Source organism: Paenibacillus sp. FSL R7-0128 (genome assembly GCF_038002245.1).
Classification (GTDB): Bacteria; Bacillota; Bacilli; order Paenibacillales; family Paenibacillaceae; genus Paenibacillus_AQ; species Paenibacillus_AQ silagei.
This window is the reverse complement of the sequence record NZ_JBBOCD010000001.1, coordinates 4845315-4860075: the sequence shown is the minus strand read 5'-3', so window position 1 is coordinate 4860075 and position 14761 is coordinate 4845315. Positions and strand designations below refer to the sequence as shown.

Sequence of the window (14761 nt, the reverse complement as noted above, 5' to 3'; positions counted from 1 at the left end):
AATGTTAATAGGAATTTGGGTAACTAAAGCATGCAACCTGAGATGCAGCTATTGTTATGAAGGAAACGACAAAAAGGAAATAGATATGGATCGCAATACTGCGGATCAAATAATTAATTTTATCCAAGAGAACTATAGTACTAATGATAATTGGTCAGAGGATCCATTAATTATACAATTCCATGGAGGGGAGCCATTATTAAATTATGACCTAATAACATACATTACTGAACGACTGAAATTATTATTCGCCACATATAAAAAAATAGTTATGTTTGGTATTACAACAAATGCAGTGTTACTTGACAAAAAGAAGATTGAATTCTTGGCGGAAAATATGAATTACGATTTTTCAATAAGTATTGATGGCGATAAAAAGGTTCACGATCAAACAAGGCTATTCTCAAATGGTACAGGTTCTTATGATGCAATTATAAATAAGGTTAATATGACATTGGAAAAAAGGAAGAATATTAGGGCTAGAGTTACATTTGGTGCTCAAACAGTTTCTCATTTATTTGAAAGTATTAAACATTTGATAGAATTGGGATTCTTAGTGATTGTCTGTATCCCTGACTATTTCGATAAGAGTTGGGATGAGAAACATATAGATGCTTATTTAGATCAGCTTGGTTTGTTGAAAGAATATTATTTAAGGAATAGGTTAGATGAAAAAAATGTGGAAATTCCAATCTTAGAAAATAATATTTTCAAGAAAAATAAGTGTTCTGGCGGTTATAGCAGTATTCACATTGACCCAACCGGAGAGATTTATCCGTGTTCCTATGTTGTAGGAGATACTAAATATAAAATCGGTTCAGTACATCTAGGAGGAATTAATAATGATTACTTAGCAGATATCTCAAGAATTAATGACTGCAACATGATGGAATGTGAAGGGTGCAATAATTATAGCAGTTGTCTTACTGTAAGATGCCGATACCTCAATGAATTATTAACTGATGACGGATTGTGTCCTTCAGCAACAATATGTGCTTTTGAAAATGCCAATTATAGTTTTTTAAAATCAGTTTAGAGATAGAAGTAGCTAGGAATGCGAAGAAGGAGGACTTATTATGAGTTTAAAGATTAAAAAAATTGCGGACAAAATTAATGCATTAGAAGTAAAAGGGCAAGGTTGTAAAGATGATTGTGCCGATTGGTCTGGAAAAAGTGCCTCTAACCCAGCAGGTTGCTCTGTTACATTCAGCTGTAAAATTACTTGCGCATTTTAATGTGAACAAGTAGGTAAATTTACTTAAAAAAACCATTTCAGCATTCCTAGTCTATTTTTATATAATGGGTAGTGATTAAAATCACTACCCATACTTATTATATGCAACTATAGGGAGATCAAAAATGAATCCTGATGTAATCATTATTGATACGGGAATAGTTCAAGAGAACTCCATTGGAAATGTTATCGGTGGTATGGGTTTGACTGATGAAGATAGCGATTTCGAAGACGATAATGGTCATGGTACTCAATGTGCGAATATAATAGCGCAAATGTGTGAAGCGCAGCCCAATATTTTTGCGATTAAAGCATTAAATCAAAATATGGAGAGTTCACTTGATACCTTAATAGAAGCCTTGGAGTATACGCGTAAACTTAATATTCGGACAATTAATCTTAGCTTAACTACAATTAAGAAAAAAAGCAGATCAAGGCTACAACCAATTATACATAAACTCAAGAGTGAGGGTAAGATCATAATATCTTCAGCACCTAATCAAGGTTATTTGGGTTATCCAGCTGCATGCGATGGAGCAATCGGTATAAATGGTGCTATACTTCAGGGGAACAGTGATTATTGGTACAATAAAAGCAAGGTGATCCAATGTATCGCTAATAAAACGCCTAATTTAGTAAAGAGTATAAGTGATTCATATAAAATGTTTGGCGGAACGAGTAAGGCTACCGCAACTGTTACAGGTATAGTATTGAATATATTAATCAAGAAACCTGATTTGAAATACGAGGAACTGGAAGTATTATTGCAAACATTTGCCGAAAGAAAACTATGGAAAACAAACGATGTTATTGGTGCTAATACACTAAATTTCGATTCGGTTGAAGTTCTAGGCCAAAGCAAACTAAATAACGAAATAAAAGAAATATTGTTCTCATATTTTAAGAAAAGAGATAGAGATATTACCGCAGAGCAACTAGCGAGCACTAAATTAATTGATTTATTGTATCCAAATGATTTTTTTGAGATTTTAAAAGAAATAGAAGCGATTACAGGTGTCAGCATTAATTATAATGGTGTTGATTATAGAGTTTTTAGTTCAATAAGCACATTAACCAAATTTATTGAACATACTAAAGAAATGAATGACGAATAAAAAAATAAATCAGGAGTATTTCTGCTGATGTATTTTTGAAGTTGTTCATCCGCTATTGAACGGTCTCTATGGAATCCACAATACTCATGTCTGCGATTTTGCGGAGTGGAATACATGTTGCGGTTAAGCAAACCACAATAGAAATAAATGCAGCTCCCATAATGGGGAGAAATGGAACGGGGATAAGCTCTATGGTGTCTGTTTTAGCAGCACTTACAAAGATTGAACATGAATACCCTGCTATAGAACCGGCGATAGCTGCGATAATTCCGTAATAGGCGCCTTCCCAAAGGAAGGTCTTGTATAAGCTTGAAATGCTCATGCCTATCGCTCGCTGAACCCCGATTTCAGTAATACGGGTATGAATATTTGTGTACACGGTATTAATTATATTTAGAATTCCTATAAGCCCGATAAACAGAATCAATCCCCATGCTAACCATTTGATCTGCTGATAGCTTTCTGCAAGCTGTGTATCTGTATCTTGATAAGAAAGCCATTGGCCCCCTCCAGCTTGTTCACTTATTTGAGTAATAACTTTCTCAACATTTTCCTTATCAGCGTTGGGTGACAAGACAGGATACAACTCCGAATAATTGATTGTTTCTGTAATCTGATCGTAGATCGTATCATATACAATGATTTGAACCCCGTTTACAAATCCGTCATTATCCAGTGTGATTGAATTACTGCTTTCATGCAGAACTTGTAACGTCAAGTTATTGACAGATATATTATCGCCTACGGAAATTAAGGTACTGCTTAATCGGGTATCTCCATAATTTATGGCGATGGGATTTTTGATAATACAGGCTTTTCCTGCTTTTAAATCCTGGAGTTCCGGTTGGGTAAGTGCTGGTGCGATCATTTTTAACCGATCTTCATCAACACCAATAATATGCAGCGCCTCGCCTGGCTGTAGTGAAAAAGATGTGGAAATTGGCATCTGCCCCTTGCTATCCTGTGTATACAGGCTATATTTCAAGGTGGAAACGGAAGTTATATCTGCTAAGGATTTGAGTTCCTTCACCACTTCTGGAGAAAAACCAGTTGTCTTATTGGTAATGGAGTAATCACCAATATGCATTTTTTGTACGGCAGTGCTCGTATCCAATAATGTGGAAAAACTCTGTAATGCTATAAATACCGTTATACTCATAAATAATGATAAGATAGTAATTGTCGTTCTGCCTTTATTTCGCTTCATATTCATTCTTGCGTAGAAGGCTTCGAAGGAACGTATACGCCGAGCCTTTCGATTTTTTCGTCCAACCCGTATTGACGGACCTGACATTGCGAGCGTCGGAGAAACCTTTGCCGCATATCTTGCGGCAGGGAATGCTGCAAGATATGCAAACAATAATGTAATTACTGTACTGATGAGCAGAGGAAGTATTTTCCCGGAACTATTTTTGGCTATCAACAGGGCTAATTCTTCCGATGAACTTGTTAGAAACAGGTCCGGAGACAAGAGGCTGGTTGCGGAGATGGTAATTCCTTTGGCAAACAATATGCCAAAAGTGATCCCTGCAGGAACACCTATTCCACAGAGTAGGGCAAGCTGTAGCGATACTAATATATATAGTTTACTGCGTTCCGCACCAAGAGCGCGTAATGTACCGTATTCGCGGATGCGTTTCGTTACAGAGATTTTCAAAATGTTATAAATAACAAGACCGGAGGCTAAAAGAACAAGAGTACCAACGAGAACGCTTGCAACGGCCATAAAGGGAAAACCGGAACCATTGTCTGAGTCATCGCTCTTATGGGTGTAATCAATACCCACTGCTGCTAGAAGGATGTCGTTGTACTGAATGCAATATTCAGGCAGAGCAAATTGAGCGGCGATATCATCAACCGTGTTCTGGAAGTGATTTTTGTTTATCATACGAACATCTGTGGAGTACAGTTGGTATTTTTTCGGCAGCAGCTGTTCCGCTGTTCCTTGACCGGCAATACCGTTAACACCGCCGGATACATACCCTAAGTAATTACTTTTTAAAATGCCGGTTAAAGTGAAGGTAGTCTTATATTCAAAGGGAGCCTGATCGTCCCGTATAAGCGAGATACGGATCGGCAATGTAATGTGGTCTCCAAGTTTGCCGGAAAAATTCAATAGATTTAATGCATCTTGTGGTAAGGCAACTTCATGGGGTGACTGAGGTAAGCGTCCGGATGAAAGTTGTGTTATGGATGGGTAGACTGAAAGTGTATCATCTTCATATTCACGAAGCCAAATAGAAAGTTTAGTATTCGGTATTACTGAGGTGCCGATATTCATAAAGCTACCTGAGAACGACAATCTATTATCGAAGTTAAGCTTCTCTTTTTGCTCTTGTGTAAGTTGATGAAAAGTAACATAACGGTTGCCATTAAGTGCTGCAGCCTGCTGTTGACGCAAAGCACTTAATATACCAAGGGATTGGCCGATAACCGTAGTCATAATTGTAGATAGAATAATTGCAATTAAAATTAAGACGGAAGTGATCTTTTGGTTATTCAACTCTTTCCATACAAGAGAACGATAGGATTTCATTTCGCCGCCACCTCCGAAAGGAGGCCGTCTACAATAACAAATTGTCGTTCCGCCATGCGTGCGATCTGGTTGTCATGGGTAATAACCACAAGGGTTTTGCGCATCGTACGCCAAATATCATAGAGTAAACTCATAACCTCGTTGCCGCTTTTACTATCTAAGTTTCCCGTGGGTTCGTCAGCAAAGACAATGTCAGGTTTTGCAATTAGTGCTCGGGCAATGGCGACACGTTGCTGCTGGCCACCAGAGAGTTCGCTGGGCAAGTGGGTCATTCGACTTTTGATTCCAAGCATATCTGTTAGGTCTTTAAGATAAGCCTCATCCACCTGGCGTTTGTCCAACAGCAGAGGCATGATAATATTTTCCCTTGCGGTCAGGACAGGTAAGAGGTTGAATTGTTGAAAAATAAATCCGATTTTCTGGCGACGAAAAGCGGAAAGCTCCTTGTCACTGGTGAGGTAGATATCTTTCTCATCGTAGATAACACTGCCGGATGAAGGTTTGTCCAGACCGCTTAACAGATGAAGCAATGTGCTCTTCCCGCTACCCGAAGGCCCCATAAAGGAAATGAAATCTCCAGGCGCAATTTCTAAATTAACATGATTAAGGGCAATGACACTGTTTTCGCCGTTGCCATAAAGTTTTGAAAGGTCTTTTGCCTCAATATACATACACAACTCTCCTTTTCAATTGATAAGGAGAGTGTAGAATATAAATCTCAAAAAATGCTCAAGATTTCAAAATATTAAATGAAGCCGTTGCCATTGCACCATTCTCTGTATTTTGTAAGGCTAGGGTGCCTCCGTGTTTTTCACAGAGCAGCCGGCAAATGTACAGTCCCATCCCAAAATGCCCTGAATCCCCAGAAGGATGATCTCCGCGTAAAAACGGTTCTGTACCGCGGGATAACATATTTTGAGAATAGCCTTCACTATCATCCTGAACAGTAAGAAGCATACTGGAATCATCGCAGGTGACAGCAACACTAATTTGCTTACGGGCGTACCGGACGGCATTCGAAACGAGATTTTCTGCCACATTATAAACAATGGACCGATCAACCCAAATCCACTCGTTTTTGTTGGCGTTATTATCATGCAGATTAAGCTTCTTGTCTTTACGTAATATCGTCAGACTTACCGAAAGCTCTTGGATTAGAGCCGACCACTGAACCTGTTTTAAATTGCATTGCATTTCCTCTAATCTCTGGGCACTGCTCATCGTTTCTATAAAAGCTTCAATCCTGCCGGAATACTCTTCAAGTAATGAAAGTGTATCACCGATCTCTTCTTTTGTTTGTTTTCCACTTGTTATTCCCATTTTAAGCAGCTTTACCGAGCCTTTGATTACGGTTACGGGATTCCGCAAGTCATGAGAAAAAGCAGCATTTAACCTCTTTCGCTCCTCAGTTTGCCGCCACAGTTCCCTGTTGTTTTTCAGAAGCTCACATCGCATCGTTTCAAATGCGTCACAGAGCTGTCCAAGCTCATCACTTGCAGAAGATACAATCGAGAAGTCCAGGTTGTTGTGCATAATTTGCCGGGCTCCATTTTGCAGAGCGGCCAGGGGCATTTTAAGCTTAATCCTATAAAAAAGCCAATCAGCTAAAAATAATCCTGTTAGTACATATAGAGTGGGAAGCGCAAATTGCAGGATGCTAAAAATGTGATACCATGCCGGGTAAGCAGGTTCTGGGGGCACTGGTGTGGCTCTGACATCATTGCCATCCATCTTTAATTCAATAGACGGCCCATAATGCCTGGAAATTTCGCTGATCCCCCAAATTGATATGACGCTCAGGAGCAAAGCGATAAGTAAAAATATGGCCGATAGAAAAAAGAATGCTTTTTTTAAACTCATATGGTTTATCCGTTCCATTTATAGCCTACCCCCCATACCGTATCAATGTAGCTTTTCTGAGTAAATACCGCGAGTTTCGCACGAACTTTACGAATATGTTCCATAATCGTATCGCTGCTTCCTTCTCCGTCAGTTCCCCAAATGGCTTCATAAATGTGGTCGCGGTCAAAAACTTGCCCGGCATTCATAGAAAGCAGTTCTACAATTTCAAATTCTCTCTTTGACAGTGGTACAACAAAACTGGAGACAGAAACTTCCCTGTTAGAATAATTTACGGTAAGATCTCCAAAAAAACGGATTATAGATTGCTTATGCATACGATTTTCGCGACGTAAATGGGCTTCTACTCTTGCCCCCAATTCATCAATATCAAAGGGCTTGAGGATATAGTCATCTGCTCCTGCGCGAAAACCGATAATTTTATCGTTACTTTCAACTCTAGCCGTTAGAAAAAGGATTGGACAGGAAATATACTTGCGAATTCGCTGACAAACTGTAATACCATCGATGTCTGGCATATTGATATCAAGCAGGATAATATCGGGCTGACAATGGACTCTTTCAAGTGCTTCATTTCCGCTAAGAGCTGAATATACCTGATAACCTGATGACTCAAAGTAATTCTTCAGAATAGAGATAATTCCTTTTTCATCATCAATGAGCAAAATTTTACTCTTCAATCTAAAAAACCTCCTTAAGAATCTTTAATTATGACTAGTATCTTGACCAATGTTGATTCTGATTTTATGCTATTATTATAAGGAAAATATGGTAAGAATGGCAGATGGATGAAGAATAATAGATTCGACTCGAACCAAATTTAATGCCACAAAAATAATGAAGGGTAGTGGTTGAATGCTAAATGTTGCATTTTGTGATGATGATGTTAAATTTTTGAATAGCATTGTATCTGAAGCAAAAAGAATATTCAAAAGGCTAAAAGTCAATACAACCATCTACACTTATACAAATGGTAAAAAACTAATTGATGATTTTGAGCAATATCATTCGTATTACGATATCATTTTTTTGGAGTTAGACTTGCCGGTAATGGATGGGAAAGAAGTGGCGAGAAAACTGCGCCTTTTCGATAAAAAATTCAAGCTGGTATTTGTTACTTCTTCCGAACAAGAGGTTTTAAATACCTTCCAGTATGATATAAGCGGTTTTTTACCTAAAAGACTCATGAACGAAAGATTATTTTTAATAATAGATCGTGTGGTAACTGCTATAAAAGATGATAACCCGCAACTTCAAGTTTTTAAAGTTACCATCACAGGCGATAAAAGAGCGTTAATCAAAGTTCCCTTAAATGATATAATGTTTTTTGGAAGTGTAAACAGGAAAAGCTATTTACATACCAAAAGGAGAACCTACTTATTGCACGGATTTAAATTTATAGATTTAATAGCGCAATATAGCGAGCAGGGTTTTGTTGATATACATAGAACTTGTATAGTAAATATTCAATATATTTTTTCGGTTGATGATATTGAAATTCGTCTTGATGATGGAACCTTGCTTCCCTTAAGCAGGCGGAAAAGGTCTCTGGTGCTGGACAAGTTCCTTCAGAAGGTTAGTGAGGGTATGAATATTAGGAAGTGAAATCCTGCAAGAGCCTTTTGTTAAAATCTTGTGTCTCATAGGTACAGCCTATCAGCGCTATAGAAATCATATCTTGGAATTATAAACGTGGCGATGTTATATTTAGAACATTCAAGAGAGACTCCACGCTCTCTTCATAGGAACGATTCTACTATTATGAGGTGAAATTCATGGGCAACAAGACAATGTTTGAGAAGATTTGGGATAATCACGTTATTCATCAGGAAGAAGGCAAGCCGAGCATTATTTATATCGATTTGCATCTCGTTCATGAGGTTACTTCTCCGCAGGCGTTTGAAGGGCTGCGCCTGAGCGGCCGTAAAGTCCGCCGTCCGGGACTTACCTTTGCCACAATGGATCATAACGTGCCTACCAAGGACCGTTACAATATTACCGATCCGATCTCCAAGCAGCAGATTGATACGCTCTCGCAGAACTGCCGTGATTTTGGCGTAAGATTGTTTGACCTGAATGATATTGACCAAGGTGTCGTTCACGTCATGGGACCTGAGATTGGCCTGACCCATCCCGGCAAGACGATTGTCTGCGGGGACAGCCATACCTCCACACACGGAGCCTTCGGTGCACTGGCCTTCGGGATCGGCACCAGCGAAGTGGAGCATGTGCTTGCCACTCAGTGTCTGCAGCAATCCAAGGCCAAGACCATGGAAGTGCGCTTCACCGGCAAACGTAATCCGGGTGTGACTGCCAAAGACATGATTCTCGGCGTAATTGCCAAATACGGAACGGACTTTGCAACTGGCTATGTTATCGAATATACCGGCGAAGCTATCCGTGAGCTGTCGATGGAAGAGCGTATGACCGTCTGTAACATGTCGATTGAAGGCGGAGCAAGAGCGGGCCTGATCGCACCGGACGAGACAACCTTCAACTATCTGCGCGGACGTCAATATGTGCCGCAGGGTGAAGCGTACGATGCCGCCGTTGAGACCTGGAAGGGTCTTGTTAGTGACGAAGGCGCCCAGTATGATACTGTGGTCGAATTCGATGTAGAAACACTTATCCCGCAGGTTACCTGGGGAACTAGCCCTGGTATGGGAACGGATATCAACTCCACCGTACCGAACCCTGCTGATTTCACTACCGAGAATGAACGCAAAGCAGCCGAGAAGGCGCTTGAATATATGGATCTGGCTCCCGGTACACCGATCTCCGAGATCGGAATTGATTATGTCTTCATCGGCTCCTGCACCAACGGCCGGATTGAGGATCTGCGGGCTGCGGCTGAAGTAGCCAAAGGCTATAAGGTATCTGACAAAGTTACAGCTATTGTTGTGCCAGGCTCCGGGCGCGTGAAGATGCAGGCCGAGAAGGAGGGTCTGGACAAAGTGTTCACCGAAGCTGGATTTGAATGGCGTGAAGCCGGCTGCAGTATGTGCCTGGCGATGAATCCGGATGTTCTGCAGCCGGGCCAGCGCTGCGCTTCTACTTCTAACCGTAACTTCGAAGGACGACAGGGACGCGGCGGACGCACGCATCTGGTCTCTCCTGCCATGGCGGCTGCGGCAGCCATCAAAGGACGCTTCACGGATGTGCGTGACTGGAACTACAAGACGGAAGCCGTCAACTCATAGAATAATTGAGAGAGCAGGAGGATTCAGCAATGGAAGAATTCAAGAAGTTAACAGGGATTGTAGCCCCGGTAGACCGGGTTAATGTAGATACGGACGCGATTATCCCCAAGCAGTTCCTGAAACGGATCGAGCGCACAGGCTTTGGCCAATTTCTATTCTACGAATGGCGTTTTGATGAAGCAGGGAATGACAATCCGGCATTTGAGATGAACAAACCGCGTTATGAGGGAGCCTCTGTGCTGATTTCCCGCGCGAATTTCGGCTGCGGCTCCTCCCGGGAGCATGCGCCTTGGGCCATCATGGATTACGGGTTCAGAGTGGTCATAGCGCCATCCTATGCCGACATTTTCTATAACAACTGCTTCAAGAACGGCATTCTGCCGATCAAGCTCTCAGAGGCCCAGGTAGACGATCTCTTCAGCCGCACGGCAGAGCATGAGGGCTACACGCTTACAGTGGATCTGGAGAACAACAAGCTGAGCGATGATTATGGTCTGGCCATCACCTTTGAGCTGGATGAGCACCGCCGCCAGTTCCTGCTGCAGGGGCTGGATGATATCGGCCTGACACTTCAGCATGCCGATGAGATTGCTGCTTATGAAGAGCGTCATGCAGCCAAGCTTTTTGCCTAAGAGCTAAGTTAAGTTAACGGCTGAAGCATATTTATTCTTAGTATTTACACAAAACTTCTATTTCCGGGTGTCGGAAATAGAAGTTTTTTTGCTATAATCGAGATATTATTGCCTGCGAAGGCAACTTTTGGGGATTATTGTCGTCTTAATCTTATCTGCAAATCTATCAATGGACCAAAGGAGAGGAAAGGATGAAGAAAGCCGGACAACGGGTGTTGCTTCTACTGCTGCTGCCACTGCTCCTCCTGTCATTCGCCGGCCACAAAGCTGCGGCAGCCGGAACAACCCCCGGTAAGATCGTGATGGACAGCAAGGAGCTTGCACTGCCTAAGGGGGTAATCCTTGAGAACGTGAATGGAAGCGTTATGATTCCGATCCGTGTAGTGGTAGAGAATCTGGGCTTCGAAGTGCTGTGGGAACAGAACAGCCGCAAGGTAACTGTCCAGCAGGACGGCAAATCCGTACAGCTTGCAGTCGGCAGTACCACCGCACAAGCCGATGGAGTGAACCTGACGCTCAATGCTGCACCTAAGCAGAACGGCGGGACGGTACTGGTGCCTATCCGCTTTGTCAGTGAGCAATTCGGTCTTAGCGTCGGGTGGGACAATACGGATAAGACGGTGTACTTGAGCGGAGGAATAACGGAGACAGCGCCAGTCGCTTCAGATCCGCTGCCGTCAGCCACCCCAGCTCCATCAGAAACAACCGAAGCGGCTCCAGGGGCAGTTCAGTCCCCGTCACCAACCACTCCGCCTCAGAGCGGCACAGAGACTCTGGAGGAATTGGACGGAAGTGTTATAGTTGCTCCGACTCCGCCAGCTACATCCCCTGTAGTGAAAGGGGCGGTATTCAGCGAGAACCGGCTGATTGTAGCCGCTGCCGGAGGAGCCAAGGCTACGGTTACGAGAGTTACCGGACCCGACCGGATCGTAGTGGATTTTGCCGGAGCGGCATTTGCCCCTGATTTCAGCGGGAGCTTCCCGGGCGTATCTACTGGAGGAAGTCCGCAGGGCAAGCTGGATGTGAGCGGCTACCCGCTTGTAACTGAAATACGTTATGCATTATTCAGTACGAATCCCCCGACGGTCAGGTTCGTAATCCAGACTACGGGCTACCAGAATTATCAGGTAAGTACAGATGAGAGTACAGGACTAGTCACAATCGATCTGAATGTAACGGGCAGCGAAACGGGGGCACCCGTGAATCCGGGATTCACCGGAAGACCGGTTATTGCGCTTGATGCCGGACACGGGGGAAAGCAATCGGGTGCGGTTAGCCTTACAGGCAAGCTGGAAAAGACCTTCAATCTCGCGGTCATCCTGAAAGCCGGAGCTATTCTGACGCAGGAAGGCTGGGCTGATGTCGTCTACACCCGTACATCGGATATTACATTGGGTCTTCAGGATCGTGTGAAGATTGCCCAAGCGGCGAATGCTACGCTGTTCGTATCCCTTCATGCGAATTCACTGGATGTATCCTATCCGAACCGGAGCAAAGTTAACGGAAGTGAGACGTACTATAGCCGCAGTGAGAGCCTGCCGCTTGCCGAGATTATGCAAAAGCATCTGGTAGCGGGAACCGGCTTCAAAGACAACGGCGTCCGCTCGAAGAGTCTGCATGTCACCCGGGAGACCCGGATGCCTGCGATTCTGCTGGAGGCGGGGTATCTGACCAATGCGGGGGATGAAGCAGGCCTGTATAGTGAACAGCTGCAGAATAATCTGGCCCGGGAAATCGTAGCTGGAATTAAGGAATATCTTGGTTTGTAACACTGCATAAGCGGAGTTGTCTGTAACCGCACTACATACCTTTTAACTATAGGGAATACACAGACATTTCCACTTTGGTTGGGATTTATTCGCAACTTTTAAGTTCTAAAGGCGTCTACACTATGTCGAAGGTTGTCAGTTGGCATGCCATCAAGAACGCTCGATTGGGGGCGGAATACTAGAGTCTTAGAGGTGAAGAATGAAGAAATTTGCTTTTATGCTGTTGCTGCTGCTCTTTGTTGTGGTGCTGCCAGGGCATGGACAAGCCGCTGCTGGCCAGAACAAGATCTTCCTGGATGGCCAGGAACTGAATGCAGGACAAGACGTTCCGGTGGAAAATGTAAATAACTCCATCATGGTGCCGCTAAGAATGATCGCTGAGAACCTTGGATACAAGGTGGATTGGAATCAGACAAGCAAGACCATCAAGATTGAACAGCAGGGAAAGGCCATTCAGCTGATCGTAGATCAGACTGCGGCATCCGTCGATGGCAAGACGGTAATTATGTCAACGGCCCCTCTCCTGCGGAACGGCACGACGCTCGTACCGATCCGGTTCATTGGTGAGCAGTTCGGACTTACGGTCAAATGGGATAACACGAAGAAGGTTGTAGATCTTATTACCCCGCCGGTTTCCGAGCCTAACATTGACCCGGAACAAAGTAATGGGGACGGAGGGACGGTTGTAGTGCCGCCGGGAGAACCCTCAAGCAGCCTGAGCATGATCAACGGCATCAGCTTCAATGAGAACCGGTTCACGATTGCCATAGACGGCAATGCCGAGCCTAAGGTCTCTAAGATCAGCGGACCGGACCGAATCATCGTCGATCTGCCGAATGCCACGTTCTCGGATATATTCGGAACAGGACAAATACTTGATCCTGACCTGAACGGGAACCTGACAGTTACGGATTATCCGGATGTCTCCGGTATCCGCTATTCGCTGTATAGCACTAATCCTTATACTGTCCGATTTGTAATTGATCTTAATACCCCCAAAAATTATAGCGTAGAGGTATCGGGAGATTCCTCCAAGCTCATTGTCATTGATTTGAACGCACAGGCTCCAGGCGACACTTCAACGCAGCCCGGCAACAGCGGGCGTAAGCTGGTTGTGCTCGATGCCGGACATGGCGCGAAGGATTCAGGGGCTGTAGGCGTTACCGGCAAATATGAGAAGAATTTCAACCTGGCTGTGATTCTGAAGGCGGCTGCGCTGCTGAGGCAGGAGAACAAGATTGACGTGGTGCTGACGCGCAGCGATGATACCTTCCTGGAACTGAAGGAAAGGGCGGCAATCGCCAATAACCTCGGTGCAGATTTGTTCATATCCGTTCATGCCAACAGCAGCGGATCAGCGGCTGCGAGCGGAACGGAGACCTACTATCAGCGGGACGCGAGCAAGGCTCTGGCCAATGTGATGCACAAGTATCTTGTGCAGGCGACCGGGCTTAGCAACAGGGGAGTGCGTTACGGCAACTTCCATGTGATACGCGAGACGAAGATGCCTGCGGTACTGCTTGAGGTGGGCTATCTCAGCAATAAGAAAGACGAGGCTCTGCTGTTCACTGAAGCACTGCAGAACAATGTAGCCGCATCGATGGTCAGCGGAATTAAAGAGTATCTCGGGATTCAATAACAACAGGCGGCAGCAGGGGCCGCAGAGTCGGATAAAGACCCTATATTGCGGTCAAAAGGACTTTGCGGTCCCTCCTGCCCATATTCATCTGAGGGGGTTAATCAAATGAACAAGAAATTGACATATGCAGGGATCGCTGCGCTGCTGCTTCTCGTAATTTCGGGCTGCGGCGACAAACCTACTGCTGCACCGGCCGATGCGTCCGGTCAGGATTCAACCTCGGTATCCAGCGGCGCTGAAGGAAACAATGCCGGGAATGACAGTACCGCTAGTCCCGCTGCCACACCGGCAGCTACAAGCACGCCTGAGCCTGCAGCAACGGTTACTCCGGCGGCTACGGAGGCACCGGCAGTGCCTGAGAAGCAGAGCCTTAAGATCAAGACGTATTATACAGACCTGCAACAGAACGACTTGATTCCTGCTGATGTCTCCATCACCTTCAAGAATGCGGAGGAGAAATATAAGGAAGCCTTCAAAACACTCCAGAAGAGCGATAATGCTGACCAGATTCCGCTGTGGAACAAGATTGAACTGAAATCACTTGAGTTCTCCAATGGACAGATTGTGATGGATATTCATAAGCCGGATGAGGCACAGCTTGGCGCAGGCGGCGAGGCTCTGGCGATCGACGCATTGTCCAAGATGTTCTTCCAGTTCGATGAAGTGAAAAATATCGATGTGCTGGTAGACGGAGAACAGGTGGAGAGTCTGATGGGGCATGTGGATCTTGTGCATCCCATCACCCGCGAGAACAACGGATTGTAGGCTATTTGGCA

Annotated in this window: 13 protein-coding genes; 9 read left to right on the top strand and 4 right to left on the bottom strand. The window is 44.2% G+C overall.

Annotated features, from left to right (window positions below; genetic code table 11):
• The first annotated feature begins 1 nt into the window (after nucleotide 1).
• From NST26_RS20460 to NST26_RS20450, 3 genes are all read left to right on the top strand, one after another.
• On the top strand, nucleotides 2-1036 hold the full coding sequence (locus tag NST26_RS20460; protein WP_209869913.1) for a radical SAM/SPASM domain-containing protein: 1035 nt from the start codon (nucleotides 2-4) through the stop codon (nucleotides 1034-1036).
• Nucleotides 1037-1076: 40 nt separating this feature from the next.
• Complete coding sequence (locus NST26_RS20455; protein ID WP_179090430.1) at nucleotides 1077-1235, top strand: hypothetical protein; 159 nt, start codon at nucleotides 1077-1079, stop codon at nucleotides 1233-1235.
• A gap of 124 nt (nucleotides 1236-1359) precedes the next feature.
• A complete protein-coding gene (locus NST26_RS20450) occupies nucleotides 1360-2349 on the top strand; it encodes a S8 family peptidase (RefSeq protein WP_209869910.1) in 990 nt (329 codons plus the stop codon).
• Between the two features lie 52 nt (nucleotides 2350-2401).
• Here NST26_RS20450 and NST26_RS20445 read toward each other — a convergent pair whose 3' ends face one another.
• Genes NST26_RS20445 through NST26_RS20430 form a run of 4 tightly spaced genes read right to left on the bottom strand, consistent with a single transcriptional unit; the run spans nucleotide 2402 to nucleotide 7425 of the window.
• Nucleotides 2402-4885, bottom strand: coding sequence for an ABC transporter permease (locus NST26_RS20445; protein ID WP_036727205.1), 2484 nt, complete (start codon nucleotides 4883-4885; stop codon nucleotides 2402-2404).
• Entirely contained in the window at nucleotides 4882-5556 is a 675-nt protein-coding gene (locus NST26_RS20440) for an ABC transporter ATP-binding protein (protein ID WP_036727203.1), read from the bottom strand. The genes NST26_RS20445 and NST26_RS20440 overlap by 4 nt, the downstream gene beginning before the upstream one ends.
• 58 nt (nucleotides 5557-5614) lie before the next feature.
• Nucleotides 5615-6763 carry a HAMP domain-containing sensor histidine kinase gene (locus NST26_RS20435; RefSeq protein ID WP_051478161.1) on the bottom strand — a complete coding sequence of 383 codons (1149 nt, stop codon included), beginning with the start codon at nucleotides 6761-6763 and terminating at the stop codon, nucleotides 5615-5617.
• Complete coding sequence (locus NST26_RS20430) at nucleotides 6751-7425, bottom strand: response regulator transcription factor (protein WP_339310346.1); 675 nt, start codon at nucleotides 7423-7425, stop codon at nucleotides 6751-6753. The genes NST26_RS20435 and NST26_RS20430 overlap by 13 nt, the downstream gene beginning before the upstream one ends.
• Nucleotides 7426-7600: 175 nt before the next feature.
• On the opposite strand from NST26_RS20430, the gene NST26_RS20425 reads away from it, so the two are divergent.
• The 6 genes from NST26_RS20425 (at nucleotide 7601) to NST26_RS20400 (ending at nucleotide 14750) form a co-directional block, all read left to right on the top strand.
• On the top strand, nucleotides 7601-8350 hold the full coding sequence (locus NST26_RS20425; RefSeq protein WP_209869904.1) for a LytR/AlgR family response regulator transcription factor: 750 nt from the start codon (nucleotides 7601-7603) through the stop codon (nucleotides 8348-8350).
• 170 nt (nucleotides 8351-8520) lie between these two features.
• Complete coding sequence (gene leuC / locus NST26_RS20420) at nucleotides 8521-9945, top strand: 3-isopropylmalate dehydratase large subunit (RefSeq protein WP_036727197.1); 1425 nt, start codon at nucleotides 8521-8523, stop codon at nucleotides 9943-9945.
• 29 nt (nucleotides 9946-9974) lie between these two features.
• Complete coding sequence (gene leuD, locus NST26_RS20415; protein ID WP_209869901.1) at nucleotides 9975-10577, top strand: 3-isopropylmalate dehydratase small subunit; 603 nt, start codon at nucleotides 9975-9977, stop codon at nucleotides 10575-10577.
• Nucleotides 10578-10768: 191 nt separating this feature from the next.
• Nucleotides 10769-12346 carry an N-acetylmuramoyl-L-alanine amidase gene (locus tag NST26_RS20410; RefSeq protein ID WP_340979712.1) on the top strand — a complete coding sequence of 526 codons (1578 nt, stop codon included), beginning with the start codon at nucleotides 10769-10771 and terminating at the stop codon, nucleotides 12344-12346.
• A 199-nt stretch (nucleotides 12347-12545) separates the two neighbouring features.
• The gene (locus NST26_RS20405; protein ID WP_036727191.1) at nucleotides 12546-13985 is read left to right on the top strand and encodes an N-acetylmuramoyl-L-alanine amidase family protein; all 1440 of its coding nucleotides are present in this window, start codon (nucleotides 12546-12548) and stop codon (nucleotides 13983-13985) included.
• Between the two features lie 105 nt (nucleotides 13986-14090).
• Entirely contained in the window at nucleotides 14091-14750 is a 660-nt protein-coding gene (locus tag NST26_RS20400; protein WP_209869895.1) for a GerMN domain-containing protein, read from the top strand.
• Nucleotides 14751-14761 lie beyond the last annotated feature (11 nt).

Bases quoted from the DNA above. Each gene is read 5' to 3' on its own strand.
- leuD (WP_209869901.1), top strand. From the start codon at position 9,975: ATGGAAGAATTCAAGAAGTTAACAGGGATTGTAGCCCCGGTAGACCGG.
- leuC (WP_036727197.1), top strand. From the start codon at position 8,521: ATGGGCAACAAGACAATGTTTGAGAAGATTTGGGATAATCACGTTATT.
- NST26_RS20405 (WP_036727191.1), top strand. From the start codon at position 12,546: ATGAAGAAATTTGCTTTTATGCTGTTGCTGCTGCTCTTTGTTGTGGTG.
- NST26_RS20425 (WP_209869904.1), top strand. From the start codon at position 7,601: ATGCTAAATGTTGCATTTTGTGATGATGATGTTAAATTTTTGAATAGC.
- NST26_RS20410 (WP_340979712.1), top strand. From the start codon at position 10,769: ATGAAGAAAGCCGGACAACGGGTGTTGCTTCTACTGCTGCTGCCACTG.
- NST26_RS20400 (WP_209869895.1), top strand. From the start codon at position 14,091: ATGAACAAGAAATTGACATATGCAGGGATCGCTGCGCTGCTGCTTCTC.
- NST26_RS20450 (WP_209869910.1), top strand. From the start codon at position 1,360: ATGAATCCTGATGTAATCATTATTGATACGGGAATAGTTCAAGAGAAC.
- NST26_RS20455 (WP_179090430.1), top strand. From the start codon at position 1,077: ATGAGTTTAAAGATTAAAAAAATTGCGGACAAAATTAATGCATTAGAA.
- NST26_RS20435 (WP_051478161.1), bottom strand. From the start codon at position 6,763: ATGGAACGGATAAACCATATGAGTTTAAAAAAAGCATTCTTTTTTCTA.
- NST26_RS20445 (WP_036727205.1), bottom strand. From the start codon at position 4,885: ATGAAATCCTATCGTTCTCTTGTATGGAAAGAGTTGAATAACCAAAAG.
- NST26_RS20440 (WP_036727203.1), bottom strand. From the start codon at position 5,556: ATGTATATTGAGGCAAAAGACCTTTCAAAACTTTATGGCAACGGCGAA.
- NST26_RS20460 (WP_209869913.1), top strand. From the start codon at position 2: ATGTTAATAGGAATTTGGGTAACTAAAGCATGCAACCTGAGATGCAGC.